The 19,257-nt window shown below is 54.8% G+C and carries 13 protein-coding genes; 3 read left to right on the top strand and 10 right to left on the bottom strand.

Features of this window, described 5'->3' with window-relative positions:
- Positions 1-143 precede the first annotated feature (143 nt).
- Both ACJ8IM_RS11595 and ACJ8IM_RS11590 read left to right on the top strand, forming a co-directional pair.
- Positions 144-1,430, top strand: coding sequence for an HlyD family secretion protein (locus ACJ8IM_RS11595; RefSeq protein WP_033648236.1), 1,287 nt, complete (start codon positions 144-146; stop codon positions 1,428-1,430).
- Positions 1,423-3,522 carry a peptidase domain-containing ABC transporter gene (locus ACJ8IM_RS11590; RefSeq protein WP_101455840.1) on the top strand — a complete coding sequence of 700 codons (2,100 nt, stop codon included), beginning with the start codon at positions 1,423-1,425 and terminating at the stop codon, positions 3,520-3,522. The genes ACJ8IM_RS11595 and ACJ8IM_RS11590 overlap by 8 nt, the downstream gene beginning before the upstream one ends.
- A gap of 184 nt (positions 3,523-3,706) precedes the next feature.
- Here ACJ8IM_RS11590 and ACJ8IM_RS11585 read toward each other — a convergent pair whose 3' ends face one another.
- The 9 genes from ACJ8IM_RS11585 to ACJ8IM_RS11545 all read right to left on the bottom strand — a co-directional run bounded on the left by ACJ8IM_RS11585 (position 3,707) and on the right by ACJ8IM_RS11545 (position 15,339).
- The gene (locus tag ACJ8IM_RS11585; RefSeq protein WP_025302730.1) at positions 3,707-3,994 is read right to left on the bottom strand and encodes a hypothetical protein; all 288 of its coding nucleotides are present in this window, start codon (positions 3,992-3,994) and stop codon (positions 3,707-3,709) included.
- Positions 3,995-4,036: 42 nt separating this feature from the next.
- A complete protein-coding gene (locus tag ACJ8IM_RS11580; protein WP_165791037.1) occupies positions 4,037-4,204 on the bottom strand; it encodes a hypothetical protein in 168 nt (55 codons plus the stop codon).
- Between the two features lie 24 nt (positions 4,205-4,228).
- Positions 4,229-4,489 (bottom strand): hypothetical protein, encoded by a 261-nt coding sequence (locus ACJ8IM_RS11575; protein WP_049196799.1) that lies wholly within the window; start codon positions 4,487-4,489, stop codon positions 4,229-4,231.
- 244 nt (positions 4,490-4,733) lie between these two features.
- On the bottom strand, positions 4,734-8,879 hold the full coding sequence (locus ACJ8IM_RS11570; protein WP_101455841.1) for a non-ribosomal peptide synthetase: 4,146 nt from the start codon (positions 8,877-8,879) through the stop codon (positions 4,734-4,736).
- Positions 8,879-12,685 carry an AMP-binding protein gene (locus ACJ8IM_RS11565; RefSeq protein WP_101455842.1) on the bottom strand — a complete coding sequence of 1,269 codons (3,807 nt, stop codon included), beginning with the start codon at positions 12,683-12,685 and terminating at the stop codon, positions 8,879-8,881. The genes ACJ8IM_RS11570 and ACJ8IM_RS11565 overlap by 1 nt, the downstream gene beginning before the upstream one ends.
- A gap of 27 nt (positions 12,686-12,712) precedes the next feature.
- Positions 12,713-13,153, bottom strand: a complete 441-nt coding sequence (locus ACJ8IM_RS11560) for a toxin-activating lysine-acyltransferase (RefSeq protein WP_033648240.1) — start codon at positions 13,151-13,153, stop codon at positions 12,713-12,715.
- Between the two features lie 18 nt (positions 13,154-13,171).
- Complete coding sequence (locus ACJ8IM_RS11555) at positions 13,172-14,698, bottom strand: MchC protein (protein ID WP_128884729.1); 1,527 nt, start codon at positions 14,696-14,698, stop codon at positions 13,172-13,174.
- An 81-nt stretch (positions 14,699-14,779) separates the two neighbouring features.
- On the bottom strand, positions 14,780-15,067 hold the full coding sequence (locus tag ACJ8IM_RS11550) for an E492 group microcin (RefSeq protein WP_144337704.1): 288 nt from the start codon (positions 15,065-15,067) through the stop codon (positions 14,780-14,782).
- Complete coding sequence (locus ACJ8IM_RS11545) at positions 15,064-15,339, bottom strand: hypothetical protein (RefSeq protein WP_060420559.1); 276 nt, start codon at positions 15,337-15,339, stop codon at positions 15,064-15,066. The genes ACJ8IM_RS11550 and ACJ8IM_RS11545 overlap by 4 nt, the downstream gene beginning before the upstream one ends.
- Positions 15,340-15,655: 316 nt before the next feature.
- On the opposite strand from ACJ8IM_RS11545, the gene dcp reads away from it, so the two are divergent.
- Entirely contained in the window at positions 15,656-17,857 is a 2,202-nt protein-coding gene (gene dcp / locus ACJ8IM_RS11540) for a peptidyl-dipeptidase Dcp (protein ID WP_033655188.1), read from the top strand.
- Between the two features lie 71 nt (positions 17,858-17,928).
- Here the strand turns inward: dcp and ACJ8IM_RS11535 are convergent, their stop codons facing one another.
- Positions 17,929-19,239 (bottom strand): MFS transporter, encoded by a 1,311-nt coding sequence (locus ACJ8IM_RS11535; RefSeq protein ID WP_033655189.1) that lies wholly within the window; start codon positions 19,237-19,239, stop codon positions 17,929-17,931.
- Positions 19,240-19,257 lie beyond the last annotated feature (18 nt).

The following is a 19,257-nucleotide window of genomic DNA, read 5'->3' as shown; positions in this document are numbered from 1 at the left end:
ATCATAATGAGAATAATTATCTTTACGATATCGCTGCTTAAAAAGCAACAGGCTTGTTTTAATCACTGTTGCTGTTTTTTCGGTGTACTTCTGCATTTTACGAGCCAGGATTGGCTTGAGCTTTATTTCTGGAAAGGGATTTCATGCGTGATTTGTTTCGACAGGAAGCCACGGATCATCAGCGGGCGAAATGGGCGGGTAAGGCCTTATTGATAAACGGCTTGCCCGCCTGGTGCTTTGGTCTTTTATCGTTTTTATTTATTCTTGTTTTCCTCTCTTTTCTTATATTCAGTCATTATACGCGCCGCATTAATGTTTATGGTGAAATCACCACCTTCCCCCGCTCAGTCAATGTGTTTGCACCCCAGCAGGGTTTTATCTCGGAACGCTTCGTCGAAGTGGGCGACGTGGTTAAAAAAGGCCAGCGTCTTTATCAGATTGATGTCAGCCGGGTGACGGATAACGGGAAAGTGAGCGCCAATACGCGCCTGGCGCTGGAAAACCAGTTAAAACACGTTGACAGCATCATCCTTAAGTTGCAAGACAACAAGCGCATGACGCTGGAAAATCTACGCGCGCAAAAAAAACAGTATGAATTGGCGCACATGCAGTCCAAACAGCTGTTGGATAACGCACGAGAAGGGGTGGCATTTGCTCAGGACAACATGCGTTCCTATAAGGAATATCAGCAGCGCGGTCTGATTACCAAAGATCAGCTTAGCGGACAAACCTATTCGTTTTATCAACAACAAAGTCTGTTCCAAAACCTGCATAGCCAACACATTCAGGAATCGTTGCAAATTACGAATTTGGAAAGCGACATCGTTACGCGCGCGGCAGATTTCGATAATCAAATTTCACAGTACCAGTTTCAGCGTAATGATTTGCAACGGCAGTTAGCGGAAGCCGATGCCAGCGGCGCATTGATCGTGAACGCCCCGAGCGATGGCCGCATTGAATCTCTCAGCGTTACCCCGGGTCAGATGGTCAATAGCGGTGACAGTCTGGTACAGATTATTCCACGTAATGGCGCGATTTATCAGCTAGTTTTATGGTTGCCGAACGCCAGTGTGCCTTATGTTTCAGCGGGGGACGCCATCAACATTCGTTATGATGCTTTCCCCTATGAGAAGTTTGGCCAGTTTCCCGGCAGGATAGAAAGCATCGCTTATGTGCCGGCCTCCATGCAAGAAATGTCAACTTACAGCAGTTCTCCCGTGCATCAGCCCAACGCGCAAACGGCATCTTATTACAAGGTCACCGTTTCCCTGGATGAAACGCATATCAGTTACCAGGGCAAGGCGTTGCAGCTCACTAACGGCATGCGGGCTCAATCCACGCTGTTTCTGGAAAAAAGGCCTTTATATCAATGGATGTTCTCGCCTTTCTACGATATGAAAAACAGCCTGATGGGGCCAATCAATGACTGAATCTTATTTCGACACGCTAAAGGGCAAACTCAATTTGTCGCTGCGCCGCAAAGTGCCGCAGATCCTGCAAACTGAAGCCTCGGAATGTGGGCTGGCCAGTCTGGCGATGGTATGCCATTACCATGGCTTGCAAATCGATCTGTTTAATCTGCGCAGCCGCTACGGCTTTTCTTCACGCGGGGCGACGCTGTCCGCGCTGATTGACATCGCGAGCGCACTGAAACTGCAATCCAGAGCGTTATCGCTGAATATCGATGAACTTAAGGCATTGAAAATGCCTTGTATTCTGCATTGGGACATGAAGCATTTCGTGGTGCTTGTCAGTGTCAGCCGAGGGCGGGCGGTGATCCATGATCCTGCCTTTGGCCGTAAAGTGCTGGGGTTGCATGAACTGTCGCGGCATTTTACCGGCGTAGCGCTTGAGCTGTGGCCAGACAGTGAATTTCAGCCGATCAAACAGCAAAGCAGATTGCGTTTTCGCAAGCTGATGAGCAATGTGCGCGGCCTCAAGGGGGCCTTGCTAAAGATCTTCTGTCTGTCGATCGTGATTGAAACGGTTAATCTGCTGTTGCCCGTCGGTACGCAGTTGGTCATGGACCATGTGATTCTGGCCGGCGATCATGATCTTTTAGCGCTGATATGCATAGGATTGCTGTTTTTTATTTTATTCCGTACCGGCGTATCCATGTTGCGCTCGTGGATCTCTATCGTCATGGGCGCGTTGATAGACGTGCAATGGAAGGCGGGAGTGTTCGATCATCTGATGAAATTGCCGCTTTCCTTCTTTGAGAAGCGCAAGTTGGGTGATATTCAATCCCGTTTCGGCTCATTGGATACGATAAGAGCGACTTTCACTACCAGCATCGTCAGCAGTATTATTGATGGCATCATGTCCGTAGGCGTATTTATCATGATGCTGCTCTATGGCGGCTGGTTGGTTTGGGTGGTGCTCGGCTTTACGGCGATATACGTTATTCTCAGGTTGTCGACCTATCAATATTATCGGCAGCTGTCGGAAGAGCAGTTGGTGAAAGGGGCACGAGCCGGGTCTCATTTCATGGAAACGTTGTATAGCGTCAGTACGTTAAAGGCGCTGGGGTTATCTGAAACCCGTTCGCAGTATTGGCTGAATCTAAACGTAGAAACGATCAATGCCGGTATCAAGCTGACCAAATTAAACATGATGTTTGGCGGCCTAGGGGCGTTTATCGCCACCTGCGATCAGGTGATCATCCTTTGGCTAGGCGCGGCATTGGTCATAGACAATCAAATGACGATCGGCATGTTTATCGCGTTTAACGCCTACCGCGGGCAGTTTTCGGAGCGTGCCAGCAGCCTGATCGACATGCTGCTTCAGCTGCGAATGCTGAGTTTGCATAATGAAAGGGTGGCGGACATTGTGCTTTCGTCACCGGAATCGCAAATGCCTGCGCGCCAGCTCTTCACAAAAGGCAAAGCCGCGGAGCTTCAGGTGCGGAATCTGCGCTACCAGTATGATCGCTTGGCGAAACCCATTATCGCGGATTTGAATCTCAGCATTGCAGCGGGAGAAAGCGTGGCGATTGTCGGTCCCTCCGGCGCGGGTAAAACCACGTTGATGAAGTTAATGTGTGGGTTGCTGTCGCCGGATGAAGGGGCCGTGCTGGTCGACGGTATGGATATCAGCAACATTGGCGTTAATAATTATCGCCAATGTATCGCTTGCGTGTTGCAGGATGACAAGCTGCTGGCGGGATCTATCGCTGAAAATATTTCAGGATTTGATGCCGAAATGGATCTGAAGCGTATTGAGGCGTGCGCACGACGTTGCAATATGCATGATGATATTCAAAACATGCCGATGGGCTATGAAACATTGATCGGCGAACTGGGGGGGAGCCTTTCTGGCGGGCAGAAACAGCGCTTATTGATAGCCCGTGCGCTCTATCGTCGCCCCAGCATTCTGTTTATGGACGAAGCGACTAGCCACCTGGATCTAGATAATGAAACACATATTAACCGCGCTATTTCACAACTGAACATTACCCGCGTGATTATTGCGCACCGTCCGTCGACGATTGCCTCTGCGGATAGAGTCATTCGACTCGGGTAATGTCAGCTTCGCTTTACCTGGCCTCTTCACCCCGATATTTTCGCTACGTCAACCGCGCACTCATCCTGCGGTGAACCCATGAAAAAAGGGTTATCACAATGATAACCCTGGCATGATGTGACGCTTTAGGCGCTGAAGCCAATGTTAACCGCAGAGGTCAACCGCGAGGCTTGCAGGGCCCCGATCAGTTCGAATCGGTATTGTTGTTGTTCCCCCACATGGTACCGCCGCCGTTGCTCCCGCCCCAGGGAATGCCTGATGGGCCAACTGAGCCGGGGGCACGATCGCCGGTGACATAGTTACCGACAGCACCGCCGACAATAGTGCCGACAACGCCGCCCGCCACGCCACCGATAGAGCCGATGCCGCCGCCGATCGCTGCGCCGACAGTTTCTGCGGAAACCGTCAATGTACCGCTGCGATCTCCTGCACCGGAAATGATTGAACATTCTTCAGAGGTAAGATTGCGCATACTTGCTCCTTAGTAATTAAATTTTAAAATAAGCCACGTTGATCATGCTGAGCGTCGCCCGCGATCGCTATTGAGCAATTTATGCGTGGCGATAACGGCAAAGGCGATAAGGGCGTATTTCAAGAAACGATTGAGGCTGAAATAATCCGCAGTCGCGCCAACAACAAGCCCGATTAAAATGGCGAACAATATAATGAATAATCTTTTCATATGATGGATACGAATCTTCCTGCATTAGTTACTGTCGGCAGGATTGTTCGTCGATGTTTGTTTATTGCCACCCAACATGGATTCCACCATTTTGCCAGCGGTATAGGCGGCACCACCGATAACGGCACCGGCAACAGCGCCTGGGCCAGCACCGACGCCGCCAGCCATGGCGCCGGTCATCGCTCCACCAACCGCGCCGGCAGCGACTGCACCGCCCAACTCTGCATAGCTGAAATCCCCAGCTGCCGCGATAAAGTTCACTTCATTAAGTGTAAGCTCTCTCATAATGACTTCCTTATATTATTGGTTTTTGGTTTTTGCAGTTTTCCGATACCAGAAAAATGCCACTAGCAAGGTTGAAAAGATAAAGGATTGAATGATTGTGCTGGTAAACCTCCTGTCTTCGGAAAAAAATAAAGAATAAAAAATATCCATAAATGTGTAGTAAAAGCAGAACAAAAAAATCCAACTGCTTGGTAATTTCATCAGTGCCTCGATAGGTTTGATTGATAGGGGGTATCTTCTCGCGTTATTCCAATGATGTTGACAACGCGTGCAGCAATTGCGTCAGCGCTCGAAGAAGTTGAGCGTTGTTTAAAATGCTGTAATGCGTTTCTGCACAATAACTGAGTTGAACGCTATGCGAGGATTGCATCTCCCAGCGTTGTGCAAGATGGGGGTGTTTACGCTGACGTTGCTGGCTGAGCCAAAGCGTTAGCGGTATCGCTATCTGCGGCAGGGGGCCGGCGTTATTCGTTAGTTCGAACGATTTTTTCAGCGCCCAACAGAAGGTTTCGGCATGTTCCAGCGTGATCTTCTCCGCAAGCACGCTCTGATTCAGCGCATAGTGCATTTTTATCTCGTTGGCGAAGCTGTCTATCGCATTCGTTTCTTGACGCCGACACAAATGGCGCGCAATACCGAGGGAGTCGAACAGACTGAGGTAACTTTGGGCCACGCTGAAACGTCGCTTCACTGCGGGCTGCTGGGCGGGAAAACCGCTGTCGACAACCACCGCATGCGCAAAGGGCGCGCCTTGTTCCGTGGCCAGCGCCGCCATATGGACAGCTAATTGGCCACCCAATGACCAGCCGGCGATAACGGCCGTGTCGCGTTTGGCACGCGGTATGGCCGCCAAGTGGGAGGCGGCCAATCGCTGCAGGGTGAGTGTGTCGTCTGCGCCTGGCGCGGCCAACCCCGGGCTGGCGATGGTAATGATGTTGGCGCAGGCGCAAAGCTGTTTTGTCCACTTTGCATATTGATGTACCTGGCCGCCGGCGCCATGCACCAAATACAAGGTGGGCAGAGAGGGGCGATCGGCTGAGCCGGACAGCATCGATAACGGCAGGGGCGCATTCGCGCGCAGACGCTCGGCAAGTTTATCGAGCTGTGAGTAGCCAAGGATTTCCGCCAGGGTTAATTCCACATTAAGGGCGCGCTTGATGTTGCCCAAAAACGTGATGCCGGAAAGCGAGCTGCCGCCATTGCTGAAGAAGCTGGCATGGGGGTCGATCTTGTCTGGGGTACAGCCTAATGTATCCGCCAACAGCTCTCGTAGCAGCTTGAGTTCCGCGGACGCCGTGGGTGCAACATCGCTGGCCTGACTCCGTTCGGTGCCTGGCGATAGCAAGGTGCGATCCAATTTGCCGTTGCGTGAAAGCGGGAAACGTTCAATGAGATGATAGCGGGATGGCGCCATATACGTGGGCAATGCGGCCGTAACCTGCTCGCGTATTCTTTGCTCTGCTTGAATGCAGGTTTTCCCCGCCTCGGTCAATGTGATGTAGGCCTCCAGATGCGGTGTGCCGTTCCCGGTTTCATCGCGACAGACGACACACGCTTCAGCGACCAGCTCGCTGCTTTTGAGCGCGAATTCGACGTCCCCCAATTCGACGCGAAAACCCTGCAGTTTCACCTGTTGGTCTTCGCGGCCGAGAAACTCGATGTAACCGCTGCGATGCCAACGGCCGCGATCGCCGGTGCGGTACACGCGTTCTCCGGTGGTTGGGAAAAGCACAAAGCTGCCGGCGGTGGTTTGGCTATCGCGCCAATACTCGCGGGCAACCCCAACGCCACCGATATAAATGTCGCCGGTAACGCCGAAACCGCACGGCTCGAGTTTTTCATCCAACACCCACATGCTCTGATTTGGCAATGCGGTTCCATAGGGGATGGCGTTTCTGTAGTGCGTATCTCGTGTAACCGGATGATAAATTGACCATATTGCCCCTTCGGTTGCACCGCCAAGGCTGGTGATGGTGGCGTTGGGGCAAAGCCGATGTGCCTCGGCGATCAGCCGCGAAGAGATGCGATCGCCGCTCAGCCAAATATGCCGCAGTTGAGGCAGCGACAGGATGTTTTCTTGTGCGCAATATTGCACCAGCATTTGCAAGATGGCGGGAACCGAGTTCCAGATGCTGATTTGCCGCTGGCGTATCGCATTTAGCCATGCTGACGGCTCTTTCGCTTCATGCGGCGATAGCACCGTTACCGATGCGCCGGCTAGCCAGCTGCCGAACAGGTCATAGACCGATAAATCGAAGGCCAGATCGGCGAGCGCCAATACGTTGTCACGATGAGAAACGTTAAACTGTCGGTTCATGGTCAGCAAGGTATTGGTGACGGCACCCTGTTCCATAGCCACACCTTTTGGCGTGCCGGTCGTCCCCGACGTATAAATGACATAGGCGAGCGCTTCCGCTTCGCCTGGCGGGAAGGTCGCTGTGTCTGTGACATGAGGGGAAAACAGCGCCTCCAGATCTTGAATGCGGGTAGTCTGCGGATAGCGGGCGCGATGGTGAGCCTGGTTGCTCAAAACCCAGGCGCAACCTGATATCCGCATAATGGCCGCTGCGCGGGCATCCGGCAATCCTTCGGCCAACGGCAAGTAGGCGCGTCCGGCGAGGATCACGCCGAGCGCCGCAATAGCTTGATGAGCGCCGCGTGGAAGATCGATGGCGATGAGCGCGCCTGGGGCGGTATGGGCGATCAGCCAATGCGCCACGAGGCCGGCGTGCCGCAACAGTCGATCGTAATGCCATACGCTATCGCCCTCGTATAACGCCGGGCGATCCGCATGCTGGTGGGCAGTGCGTAACAGCCGATCGGAAAGAGGTTGCCGCAAGAATGCCGGCATTGCCTGTCCGATGGAGAGCTGACGCAATTGCCGGTTATCGGCCATTGACGCCAGCGAATAGTGGCCGACGGCCCGCGAGGGATCGCAGGCAATTTGCTGCAGCAGCAATGCGTAAGCTTGCGCCAATCCATCAATGCGCTCCGGCGTAAACAGCTTGGCGTTGTATTGCCATTCCAACTGAATGCCCTCCGCGCTGGAAATCACTTCCAGAACCAGATCAAACTTGGGCGGCGCATAGCCTCTCGGCAGGGTGTTAACCTGCGCACCGCCAACATTCAGCTCATTGCTTTTGCGATGTTGGCAGACGAACATGATTTGAAAAATGGGGTGAAACTTGCCGCGCGTGGGCTTGAGTTGTTCAACCAGGTAAGAGAATGGCAAACCCTGATGTTTGAAAGCGCGCGCAAATTTATTCGCGTTCTTTTGCAGCAGCGCGGTGAAACTGTCGTCGCCAGTGATGATAAATTGGTGAGCGATCGTGTTGACGAAGCTGCCCACGGCATCGTTTAACGTTGGCTCGTTCCTGTTGGCGATCGGGCTACCGATGACCACGCGATCCGTCGCAGATTCTCTGGCAATCAGTAACGCGAAGGCGGAGTGCAACAGCGTAAACAGCGTCGTACCGTTATGTTTGGCTAACTGGGCCAGAGCCGACTGCAGTTCGTTCGTCAGCGATGTTCTGACGATATTCTGTGTTTTTCCTGCCGCGGTGATGGCGATATCGTATTCAAGCGCGTGTTTTTCCGGCGCACCATCCAGTTCATCGCGCCAAAACGCCATGCTGTCATCGACATTGGCGACGGCGAGGAAAGGGTCTTCAAGGTAGCGGAAAAACGCCTGGCCGTTGTCATAATGGCAATGCTCTTCGTGCGCGTGATAGCCACGGCTCAGTTCATCCACCAGCAAATTGGCCGTCCAGCCGTCGACCACGCAATGGTGAAAAGTCAAGAACAGATAGTGGTGCTGCGCGCTCTTTCTCAAGATCCGGCAGCGCAGGGGATACTCGGCACCGAGATCAAACGGAATCGTGCACTGGGCGTTAAGCGCCGCTAGCATACTTTTTTGCTGCTCCTCACTATTCTGCCCGCTGATGTCCTCGAGACTGTGTTCGAAAATGGTTTCATCAGGGTGCACGATGTCAACGGTGATGGCTTCCCCGTCTAGCCGATAGCGGCCGCAAAGCGCACCGTGCCGCTTGAGTAGTTTTTTCAGCGCGGCGAGCAAACGCGTGGGGTCAAAGGGCCCCAGAATCTCTTTGGCGATCGGAATGTTATACAGCGGGCTGTTCTTGGTGAAGTTTTCATACAGCCACAGGTATTGCCCCGCGTAGTGATTGACGGTGTAACAAGGCTTCTCCCCGGTGTCTCGCACTGCATTATCTGGCGTACAGACAGATAAAAATGCGGTGATGTCTTCCTGCACCGCACTGAGGGCGGCGGCGTCGACATGCTCAATGGTTTGGCGTCGAGGCGACAGCTCGCCGAATGTTGCTCCCTGTTTCGCCATTTCCATCAGATTGATCAGGCCGATGACGCTCATCAGTGCACTCCTTCTATGTTGACGTCGATAGCTTTCCCTGTTCGACCGCTTTTATTCGGGCGTTTGTCGCTGTGGGCGGAAATCAAATTCAGCCAATGCGACAAGCTACACAACTGCACTCCCGGGTTTCTCCGCTGTGCCATTGTGAAGGCTGCGCGATGATCGATATTCTCGCCATCATCGAAGCCGAAGATCCTCAGTACGCAGCCGTTCAATCGCTCATTGGCCGTATCGAACCGGATGTGCGGGAAATAGCCAAGCCGCGCGGAAAAGGCTATCAACTCAGTAACGCCGGCGTCGACGGCTTGGCGGCGCGAATCGATTTTATGCAGCAACAGCAGCCGCTCATGCCGAAAATCGCGCAGCAGGCTTTGCGTGAGTCTGGCGCCGCCGGCTGTATCATGCATAAAGATCATGTAGTTAACTCGGCCGGGCAGGACGAGCAGCAGGGCCGAAAGCGCATCAAGCCAACTGGCATATTGCGTGGCTTCGTTCGGTACGTTGAATATGGCCGCGTTCAGCGGCCATTCAGCATGCAACGGCAGCGCCTGCGGTGACAGAATGTCCACACCGTGTTTGTCGGCGAGGGCGGCCAACAAAAGTCGTTCATCTGCGCCTTCGGGAGATTGAATAAACAGCCGGCTGCTGGCCGGCGCCTCGGTTGATAGGCGGCGGCCGATAGCGCAGCGGATGTCCAGATGCTGCGGATCCAGGCCATAGCGTGCATGGGCCAGCTGCGTTAGGTGTCGGCAGAAATCGGCGAGTCTCGGATGTTCAAAAATATCGCTCAGGTTCAGATCCAACCGACAGTGGGCGTTAAGCGCGTTAATGATTTTTATGGCCTGCAGCGACTCGCCGCCGAGCGTGAAGAAGTCGCCATCGTCACTGCCCAGCGTCGCGAGCCAAACCTCATTCACCAGGGTGTTGAATGTCGTCGAACGCAATTCCCGTGTGGGTTCAGGCAGCCGGGATTGTCTTTCCAGGGTGCGATAATCAATCTTGCCGTTAGCCAGTTTGGCCAGCGGCGTTGGGTGATGCACGAAGCGCTGAGGAATATGTGCATTGGGCAGTTCGCCATACAGCGTGCGGCGCATTGCCTCGCTGAGCGGCTGCCGGCTGTGATAATGCGCGTACAGTTCCGTTCCCGCGTCGCCGCTTTTGGCCAGCACGGCAATTTCGACAATTGCAGGCAACCGGGCCAGACAGCTTTCTATCTCACCCATATTGACGCGCTGCCCGGCGATTTTCGCTTCACGAATTTTGCGGCCAAGGAACACCAGCTGCCCATCCTGGCGCTGGCAGGCGATATCGCCGGTACGAAAGGCGGGCATGGGATGGCCGTTAACCTCAAGGGTGACGAACTTTTCCGCGCTCAGCGTTGGCTGATGCAAATATCCCAGGCTGACGGTCGCTCCGGCTATCAGTAATTCGCCGCTGCAGCCGAGCGGCAACAGCCTGAGATCCTCGCCGACGATCGCCGTGTATATACCGTCCAACGGTGCGCCTATCGTCACGGCGGCGCCATCGTTTTTGATTTCGGCGACCGTCGCCACCACGGTTGTCTCGGTTGGGCCGTAGGAGTTGAATAACTTTCTGCCTTTGGGATAGTGCGCGAACCAGCTTTCTTTGGCTCGCGGTGAAAGGCTTTCGCCGCCGATGATAACGGTCGTGACGGCCGGCGGCAGCGTCTGTTCGCCGCCGGAGGCGAACAGCATCTCATTAAAGTAGGCAGTCGGCAGATCCAGCAGGCTGATTTGATGATCGGCGCAGAATGTGAAGAAAGCGGCAAAACTGTGCTTGACGGCCTCAGGGGCGATACACAGGTGGGCGCCGGCACCCAGCGTCATGAAAATTTCTTCAATGCACGCATCGAAATGCAAGGGCGCAAATTGCAACACGCGTTCATGCGGTTGAATGCCATAGCATTTTATCGCCGCATCGACAAAAACGTTGAGAGCATGTCGGGCGCCTATCACGCCTTTAGGCATTCCCGTCGAGCCGGAGGTAAACATGATATAGCCGGTTCCGGCCGGGAATGGCGGCGCCTCTGCCGCTGTTTGCCGGCGAAACACGGTGAAGTGCGCGAAATCCGCCGGCATATCGAGTGTCGATGCGCGCCAATGCGCCAATGCGTCAGGTTCGGAATGAAAGGAGGGAAGTGTGCGATCGGTAATCAGGATAGCGTCGCTAAACTGTTCAAGCAGTTGACGATGAGCCGCTCCATCCCCTTTGGCATTCAGGTTGACGAACGGCATTTTCAACTGCAGCGCAGCAAGCATGCAGATGATGGCTTCCGGCCCTTGCGGCAAGTCGAGCAACAGCACGGTGTATGCAGCACGGGCGGGGGCCAGGGTATCGGCCAGCGCACGCCACTGTTGCTGCAAAACGGCATAAGACAGCGCTCTTAGCGACAACGAAGCGTGTGCGGGCGTGAGGATCGCCGTGCGTTGCGGCGCTTGAACGACGGCACGATCGATACGTTGCATTATATCGACCACGTTCTCGTTGGCTGCTTTACCCTGCAGCGAGAGCGGGAAACGTTGTCGCAATGCCGCGACGGAAAGATTTTCCGGGTCGTGATACAGCAAGTCGCACAAGGTCTGTATCCCCTGGCTGTGCCGCACCAGGCTGGCCGCATCGTAAAGCCCTGAGTCGGCATCGATCTCCAGCCGAAGCGTTTGGTTATCGAGATCGGGACGCATGTTGAAGACCAGATCCTGCGCGCCTCCTGAGCGTAAATTACGGATTTCGCTGCGCTGCGCGGAAGAAAATGAGGCTGCCGCTTCAAAGGGAATGATATTGACCACGATGTTGAACAGCGGCGAGCGGCTGGTGACGCTCCTCAGACTTTTTATCTCTTCGTAACGGAACGCTTGATGTTTTTTGAGTTGCCTGAGCATGCGTTCAATGGTTTGCGCCAACTGTCGGCATGAGGCCGTGTCCTCAATATCGAGCGTCAAAGGAACAACGTTGGTTTTGCAAGTCAGCGCCTGCCTCGTCAGGGAGTCTGTTCGCGCCATCATTGGGACGCCGATCGTTTGCTGTTTCTCGCCGGTACACAAGTACAAATATGCCATCACTGCCACGAAAGTGCGCGCCAGCCAAGAAGGGTGCCCGGTTTGCAGCGCAAGGCGCTCGGCAGGATAGGGCAACGAAGTCACATGGCGGATCGTTTGTCCCGAGGGAATATTGGCGCAGGCTAATGTCATCGGGTCTGGCAGTGAGGCGCTGGCTGCTTGCCAAAAATGTCGGTCCGCTTGATAGGCGGCTGACTGTTTATACTCAGATTCAGCCCTGAGCAAGGCATCGATCGCAGGTACGTCTTGCGGTTGCTGCGTTTGGCCTCGGTAGGCCTGTGCCACTTGGTGGATCAGCAAATAAGTGCCGTAACCATCAAGCAGCAGATGGTGGCTGCAGAAATACCACAGAAAGCGTTGCTCACCCAGTCTAATGATTTTTTGTCTGAATAACGGCGCAGCGTTCAACGAGAACGGGCGCTTGGCATCCGCTTCCATTAATTCGATAGCGGTGGCCATATTGTTGGCGCGCTGCGAAAGATCTACCCATTCCACTGAGATGTTGGCGGTGACGGGATATTGATAAGGCGTACCGTTATCTTCATCAAACAGAACGTGCAGCGTCGGCGTTTGGCTGATGACGCGATGAATGACACGTTTCATTCTTGCGATATCGAGAGTGTGATTTATTTCGACATATTCCGCGATATTATAGCTCGATTTGTCATCGCCGATCTTGGTGCCGTAGTAAAATCCCGCCTGTGAATCCAATAGTTGATGCTTGCTCATCGGCTCATCCCTGATGTTTATTTTTCTTTATTTTTTTAACGTCATCAGTTTGCCCGTTCGGCGGGAACGCCATACAACCGTGCGACGTTCTGCGATTGGGTGAACTGTTTTAAGGTGTTCCAAACATAAATGCGCGCTGCCTGGCTTGCAGCAAAAATCTAAAATACACAGCGTGCCGCCCTCATCCCATTCTGAGGTATGGAGAAGAAACTGCGGATCGTTAATAAATCGACCCAGCGTCTCATCTCTCAGGTAGGCCCAGGTTATATATCCTAACGGATTGTCCAAATGGTCGAATAATATTTTGAATTGGTTTTGATTAATCGCTTCCTGAGTCCATAGCTGCAACGTTTTTATATGGTACAAACTGTAATTTTTATTCATCAGCATACAGTTAACGGCGAAGCCCAGGCTCTCGTATTGACTGAACTTACTTTTACCCTGCTGGTTTTCTTTGATAAAACTCACGAAATATCCTCAGCGTTATTATTGTAATACGTTGATCGCCTGGCGCTCGAAACGATCCAGATAGGTTTGCAACTGTTCGCTGATCTCGCTGACTTCACCGCGCCAGCCGGCAATTTCTTGAAAAATCACTTCACGGCGCATGAACGCGCGGGAGCCCAACCTTCGGGTGACGGTCTGCTTCATCGCCTGTTGTAATCCGGCGGCGGTTTGATCCGCTGATGTTTCCTGAAGGTACTTCGCGTATAACCGCTGGAATGCCAGAGAAAATTTCTCCTCTGCTGTCGTACCCTGTTGTTCGGCGGAAACCCTTACGGGCGAGTCGATGAGCCGATGCAACAGGGCAATCGCCGGATGAGCATTCCCCTGGCCCAGACCTTGTCGACGGCTAAAGACGCCGGGAGCCAAATCGAACATTTTTTGCAAGCGTTCGCCTAAGGCGAACCATTCGGCGGTGAGAGGCAGGCGTTGTAAAAATGCAGGGGCAAAACCCGCCATACCGAGATTATCCAGCAGGCAGGCTCGCTTGTAGGCCATACTAAAGGCCGCGCCGATGCCTTGGTGCGCTGCCGCGAGAAATGCCGGGCCAAATTGATGCTTGGCTAAATAAAAAGCGAGATCTTGCATGCCTCTCAGCAACAAAGGGGCGTCTTCGTTGAGTTTGTTGTGCTGAATGTAGCTGCGGCCGGGATCTCGACGTTCTGCGGGAAAAACGCTGCGAACACCATGAAAGTCCAGCAGCCTGCCGGCCATATCGCAATTGGAGGGTGAGGTCATCATCACCAAATGGCGGGTACGGCAGTAAGCTATCTGCGTCGCAAGGCGCCGGGCAAGCTCGCAGAGCCCGTAGAATGCTCGTTCTTCCTGCGGCAATGCCAACCAGCGCACAGCGTCAAACTCAGAGGGACGAGGCAGAAAGGACGGTGCGGCGACAATGAGCTTTTCGGTCCGCTCAATATCCGAAGGCTGCCTTTGCATCGCATCATGAGGATGATAGTAGGGCGCGCGGCAAAAATGTGCAGGGCGCACGACGGGTTCGCGCACCAGCAACGCCTTGCGGTTATGGACATCTCCCGCCGATGCAGGAGAGAGGGTGGCGATGGGGTTGTCGGTCAGCAAGATCGCCTTATTGGGCACGGCGCCGTAAGGCAGCAGTTTGGCCATGACGTTTCCCCACAATGCCTCCAATACTGCGCCGGTCATTGTCAACTCGCCATCGACATGCTTTGCCCCTTGACCGACTAACGCATTGGCTCCGATGCCTTTAACCTGCCATCGCCCATCAAAGCCACAGCGTGCGCCACCGCCGTTGCGCGAAATAGCCCCGCCGCCATAACGTTCGGCGAAAAAGACTTTTTCATCGTTTAAGAGCGGCGTGCCGTCATCAAAAATAGCATGACGATTATTTTCTTCGATGAGATAGCTGGCCTCATTTTTCAGTTCGTCCTGCTCGGCAGGGCTTAATTCGTTGTGCCAGAGTAATTGAGAACCTGTCTTTTTTGCGACAAAAGGAATCAAGCTTTCGTGAAGCATGGCGAGGTTTTTCATTTTTTTAATCGTTATTTTTATGGGTGCAGGGCAAGTTAAATATCGGCCTTGTTGTTCAAGGGATAATAAGGCCCACGTTTTTTAATTTGAAGAATCCGGTGTTGAAAGTGACGACGACGGTGAATGGCGACCACCGCCACTGCCATTCCATGTTGGGCCCATGGGAACCTGTGGAATAGCAACGTTAACCGGCATGTGCGGTGCGGCCTGAATAGCGATTTCCGTGCCCACGCCCACGGCTAATGATACGGGGGTGGGCAATTTCGCTATTGTGCTCAGGCTGCCGACAATAAGTGAAGTCGGATTATAAGAATCATTGCCGTCAGAACCGTTAATACATGACAACTCAACTTCCGTTAAGGCTCTCATTTAAGCTCCTTCTTGCGAGAGGTAATAGATAACACAAGCGAAAAAATAACTGCCATCGACAAACCATACATTGCCGTGATTTTAAGGGCGGCCGTATCCAAAAGGATCGCTTGGCGCTGCAGGCAGTAGTCTAAAAATACGGCAAGGGGGAATATCAAGAACAGCATGACGATATGGTACGTGCGCAAGCCTTTTTTCTTCGCGTTTTTATAAGTTGCACTGATAATGAGGATGAAAATGACAATAAGAACTATTTCCGTTATAAGTTGCAATTTGATTAGCTCCATTAATCAAAATTTACATCAAGTTACATTGAGTAACCTGATAAGTCAACAGGGTATTTTATGATTCTTCTTTATTTATCAATGGCATTGAATTAATTTCCAATAAACTAATTACATTATGTGACTATATATTGATGATAAAAAACAAAGATGTCACTGGCGCTTCTGGCAGCGGCCGGCGAGGCGGCTAACTTCTAATCACTTGTTTTTGCTCAAACTGCCAACTGCACCTAAGCTAGGAGGTGACTCAGAGGGAGCGATTCCCCGAGACCTTATTCCGTGGACATGGAGGAGTTTCGATTTGATGCGTTTATCCACATTGGTGCTGGCGATCGGCATGGCGCTGGGCTCGCAGGCACAGGCAGCAGAAACCCAACCTCACGCCGACCATAGCGCACTGCCCAGCGGCCAGGCGAAGGAGGCTAACGTGACCGGTGAAGCCAATCAGCACGACAAGCAAAAGACTCAAAATCCGTTCTTCTATCAAAGCCGTCTGCCGTTCCAGGCGCCGCCGTTCAACCTGATCAAGGAGAGCGACTACGCGCCGGCGATCGAAGCGGGCATCAAGCAAAAGCGGGAAGAGGTGGAGAAGATCGCCAACAACCCGGCCAAGCCTAATTTCAAGAATACCTTGGTGGCGCTGGAGCAGGCCGGTTCGCTGCTGACGCGGGTGATGAACGTGTTCGGCGCCATGACCTCGGCCAACACCAGCGACGCGCTGCAAAAGCTGGATGAAGAAACCTCGCCGAAGCTGGCGGCGCTGAACGACGACATTATGCTCAACGGCAAGCTGTTCGCGCGCATCAAGGCCATCTATCAGGATCGCGACGCGCTGAAGCTGGATCCGGAGTCGCGCCGGCTGGTGGAAGTGACCTACAAGAACTTCGAACTGGCGGGCGCCAACCTGTCGGACGCCGACAAGGCCAAGCTGAAGGCGCTGAACCAGGAAGCGGCGACGCTGAGCACCCAGTTCACCAACAAACTGTTGGCGGCGAGCAAAAACGGCGCGCTGGCGATAACCGACCAGGCGAAGCTGGACGGCCTGTCGGAAGGCGAGCTGGCTGCGGCGGCCCAGGCGGCCGCCGAACGCAAGCTGGAGAAACAGTGGCTGCTGGTGCTGCAAAACACCACGCAACAGCCGTTGCTGCAGAGCCTGAAAGATCGCGACACCCGCCAGGCGCTGTTCGACGCCTCCTGGACGCGTGCGGAGAAGGGCGACGGCAACGATACCCGCCAGACCATTTCCCGTCTGGCCAAGGTGCGTGCCGAGCAGGCCAGGCTGCTGGGCTACCCGAACTACGCCGCCTGGAAACTGCAAAACCAGATGGCCAAGACGCCGGATGCCGCGCTGAGCTTTATGCGCAACATCGTGCCGGCGGCCACCGCGCGCGCCGAGCGTGAAGCCAAAGACATTCAGGCGGTGATCGACCAGCAGAAAGGCGACTTCAAGGTGCAGGCCTGGGACTGGCAGTTCTATGCCGAACAGGTGCGCAAGGCCAAGTACGATCTGGACGAGTCGCAGATCAAGCCTTACTTCGAGCTGAACAACGTGCTGAACAACGGCGTGTTCTACGCCGCCAACCTGCTGTACGGCATCAGTTTCAAGGAGCGCAAGGACATCCCGGTCTATCAGCCGGACGTCAAGGTGTACGAAGTGTTCGACAAGGACGGCAAGTCGCTGGCGCTGTTCTACACCGACTACTTCAAGCGCGACAACAAGGGCGGCGGCGCCTGGATGAGCAACTTCGTCGATCAGTCGAAGCTCAACGGCACCAAGCCGGTGATTTACAACGTCGCCAACTTCACCAAACCGGCGCCGGGCCAGCCGGCGCTGCTGTCGTATGACGACGTAATCACCATGTTCCACGAGTTCGGCCATGCGCTGCACGGCATGTTCGCCGATCAGGAATACCCGAGCCTGTCGGGCACCAACACCGCACGCGACTTCGTCGAGTTCCCGTCGCAGTTCAACGAGCACTGGGTCAGCGATCCGAAAGTGTTCAGCCACTTCGCCAAGCACTACCAGACCGGCGAAGCGATGCCGCAGGAACTGGTCGACAAGATCAAGAAGGCCGACAAGTTCAACAAGGGCTACAGCATGACCGAGCTGCTGTCCGCCGCGCTGCTGGACATGCACTGGCACATGCTGACCGCCGATCAGCCGCAGCAGGACGTGGACAAGTTCGAGGCCGAGTCGCTGCAAAAAGACAAGGTCGATCTCAGCTACGTGCCGCCGCGCTACCGCTCCAGCTACTTCCAGCACATCTGGGGTAACGGCTATGCCGCGGGCTACTATGCCTATCTGTGGACGGAAATGCTGGCGGACGACGCCTTCCAGTGGTTCACCGAACACGGCGGCCTGACCGCCGAAAACGGCCAGCGCTTCCGCGACATGATCCTGTCGCGCGGCAACAGTCAGGATCTGGAGAAGCTGTACATCGACTGGCGCGGCAAAGAGCCGAGCATCGAACCGATGCTGATCAACCGCGGGCTGAAGGACGAGTAAGTTCGGCCACTCCCGGTAAGCAAACAAAAGGGCGCGTTATGCGCCCTTGGTCTTTTTGGCTTGGTCGACATTCAGCGGTTCACCACCTTGGCCGGCAGGGCCACCACCAGCAGCGAGCTGAGCAGCAGGCAGCCGGCGAAGGCCCAGAGCGCGCCGCCGCTCTTGCCGGTCAGATCCAGCGCCAGCCCCATCAGCGAATTACTCACCAGCCCGGCGATGTTGGCCAGCGAACAGGCCAGCGCGAAGCCGGTCGCCGCCGCCGTGCCGCGCAGGAAGGTGGCCGGCAGGCTGAAGAACACCGGCACCGCGCCGATGATCGCCGCCTGGGCGATGGAGAATAGCAGCACCGTGGCCAGCGCGTTGTGGGTAAAGAAGGTGCTGCCGGCCATCGCCAGCGCGCCGACGATAAACGGCACGATGATATGCCAGCGCCGTTCGCGCAGCCGGTCGGAACTGCTGCCGATCAGCAGCATGCCGAGCAGGGCGGCGACGCTGGGGATCGCCGTCAGGTAACCGATGGTGGTGATGTCGGTGACGCCGGCGGTTTTGATGAAGGTCGGCATCCAAAAGCCCATGGCGTAGGCGCTGAGCAGAATGGCGAAGTCGATGCCGCCGAGCATCCAGACTTTCAGGTTGAAGAAGCCGTCGCGGAAGCTGTGCTTGCCGTGATCGGCCTCGGCGTCGTCGCGCGCCAGATCGTCGGCGATGCGCTGTTTCTCCTCGGGCGTCAGCCACTTGGCCTGCTGGTAGGTGTTAGGCAACAGCCAAAAGGTCAGCACGCCCAACAGCACGCTGGGAATGCCCTCCAGCAAAAACAGCCATTGCCAGCCGTGCAGCCCGTGAAGCATGTCGAAATGGCCCATGATCCAGCCGGACAGCGGCCCGCCGATCACGCTGGACAGCGGCAGGCCGATCATGAACAGCGCGATGATGCGGCCGCGGCGATAGGTCGGGAACCACAGCGTCAGGTAAAAGAGCACGCCGGGCAGGAAACCGGCCTCCGCCACGCCGAGCAGGAAACGAATGACGTAGAACTGGGTCGGCGTGGTGACGAACATGGTGGCGGTAGACAACAGCCCCCAGGTGATCATGATGCGGGCGATCCACATCTTGGCGCCGACGCGCTGCAGGATCAGGTTGCTCGGCACTTCGAACAGAATATAGCCGACGAAGAACAGCCCGGCGCCGAGGCCGAAGGCCGCTTCGCTCAGCTGCAGCGCGTCGGCCATCTGCAGCTTGGCCAGCCCGACGTTGATGCGATCGAGGTAGGCCGCCAGGTAACACAGGCAAAGAAACGGGATCAGTTTCCAGGTGATTTTGCGGTACAGCAGCAGCGATTCTGCGTCCGCTTTCCCCGCCAGCGGGGTGTCGACAATGGCCATGATGTTGTCTCCAGGTGG

The sequence above is a fragment of the Serratia sp. CY33525 genome (assembly GCF_052169115.1).
Lineage (GTDB): Bacteria > Pseudomonadota > Gammaproteobacteria > Enterobacterales > Enterobacteriaceae > Serratia > Serratia sarumanii.
Note: the sequence above shows the minus strand (reverse complement) of the source record. Positions and strands in the feature narration are given on the sequence as shown.

Excerpts from the sequence above, each read along its gene's own strand:
- ACJ8IM_RS11595 (WP_033648236.1), top strand. The coding sequence starts at position 144 with ATGCGTGATTTGTTTCGACAGGAAGCCACGGATCATCAGCGGGCGAAA.
- ACJ8IM_RS11590 (WP_101455840.1), top strand. The coding sequence starts at position 1,423 with ATGACTGAATCTTATTTCGACACGCTAAAGGGCAAACTCAATTTGTCG.
- ACJ8IM_RS11585 (WP_025302730.1), bottom strand. The coding sequence starts at position 3,994 with ATGCGCAATCTTACCTCTGAAGAATGTTCAATCATTTCCGGTGCAGGA.
- ACJ8IM_RS11580 (WP_165791037.1), bottom strand. The coding sequence starts at position 4,204 with ATGAAAAGATTATTCATTATATTGTTCGCCATTTTAATCGGGCTTGTT.
- ACJ8IM_RS11575 (WP_049196799.1), bottom strand. The coding sequence starts at position 4,489 with ATGAGAGAGCTTACACTTAATGAAGTGAACTTTATCGCGGCAGCTGGG.
- ACJ8IM_RS11570 (WP_101455841.1), bottom strand. The coding sequence starts at position 8,879 with ATGAGCGTCATCGGCCTGATCAATCTGATGGAAATGGCGAAACAGGGA.
- ACJ8IM_RS11565 (WP_101455842.1), bottom strand. The coding sequence starts at position 12,685 with ATGAGCAAGCATCAACTATTGGATTCACAGGCGGGATTTTACTACGGC.
- ACJ8IM_RS11555 (WP_128884729.1), bottom strand. The coding sequence starts at position 14,698 with ATGAAAAACCTCGCCATGCTTCACGAAAGCTTGATTCCTTTTGTCGCA.
- ACJ8IM_RS11550 (WP_144337704.1), bottom strand. The coding sequence starts at position 15,067 with ATGAGAGCCTTAACGGAAGTTGAGTTGTCATGTATTAACGGTTCTGAC.
- dcp (WP_033655188.1), top strand. The coding sequence starts at position 15,656 with ATGCGTTTATCCACATTGGTGCTGGCGATCGGCATGGCGCTGGGCTCG.
- ACJ8IM_RS11535 (WP_033655189.1), bottom strand. The coding sequence starts at position 19,239 with ATGGCCATTGTCGACACCCCGCTGGCGGGGAAAGCGGACGCAGAATCG.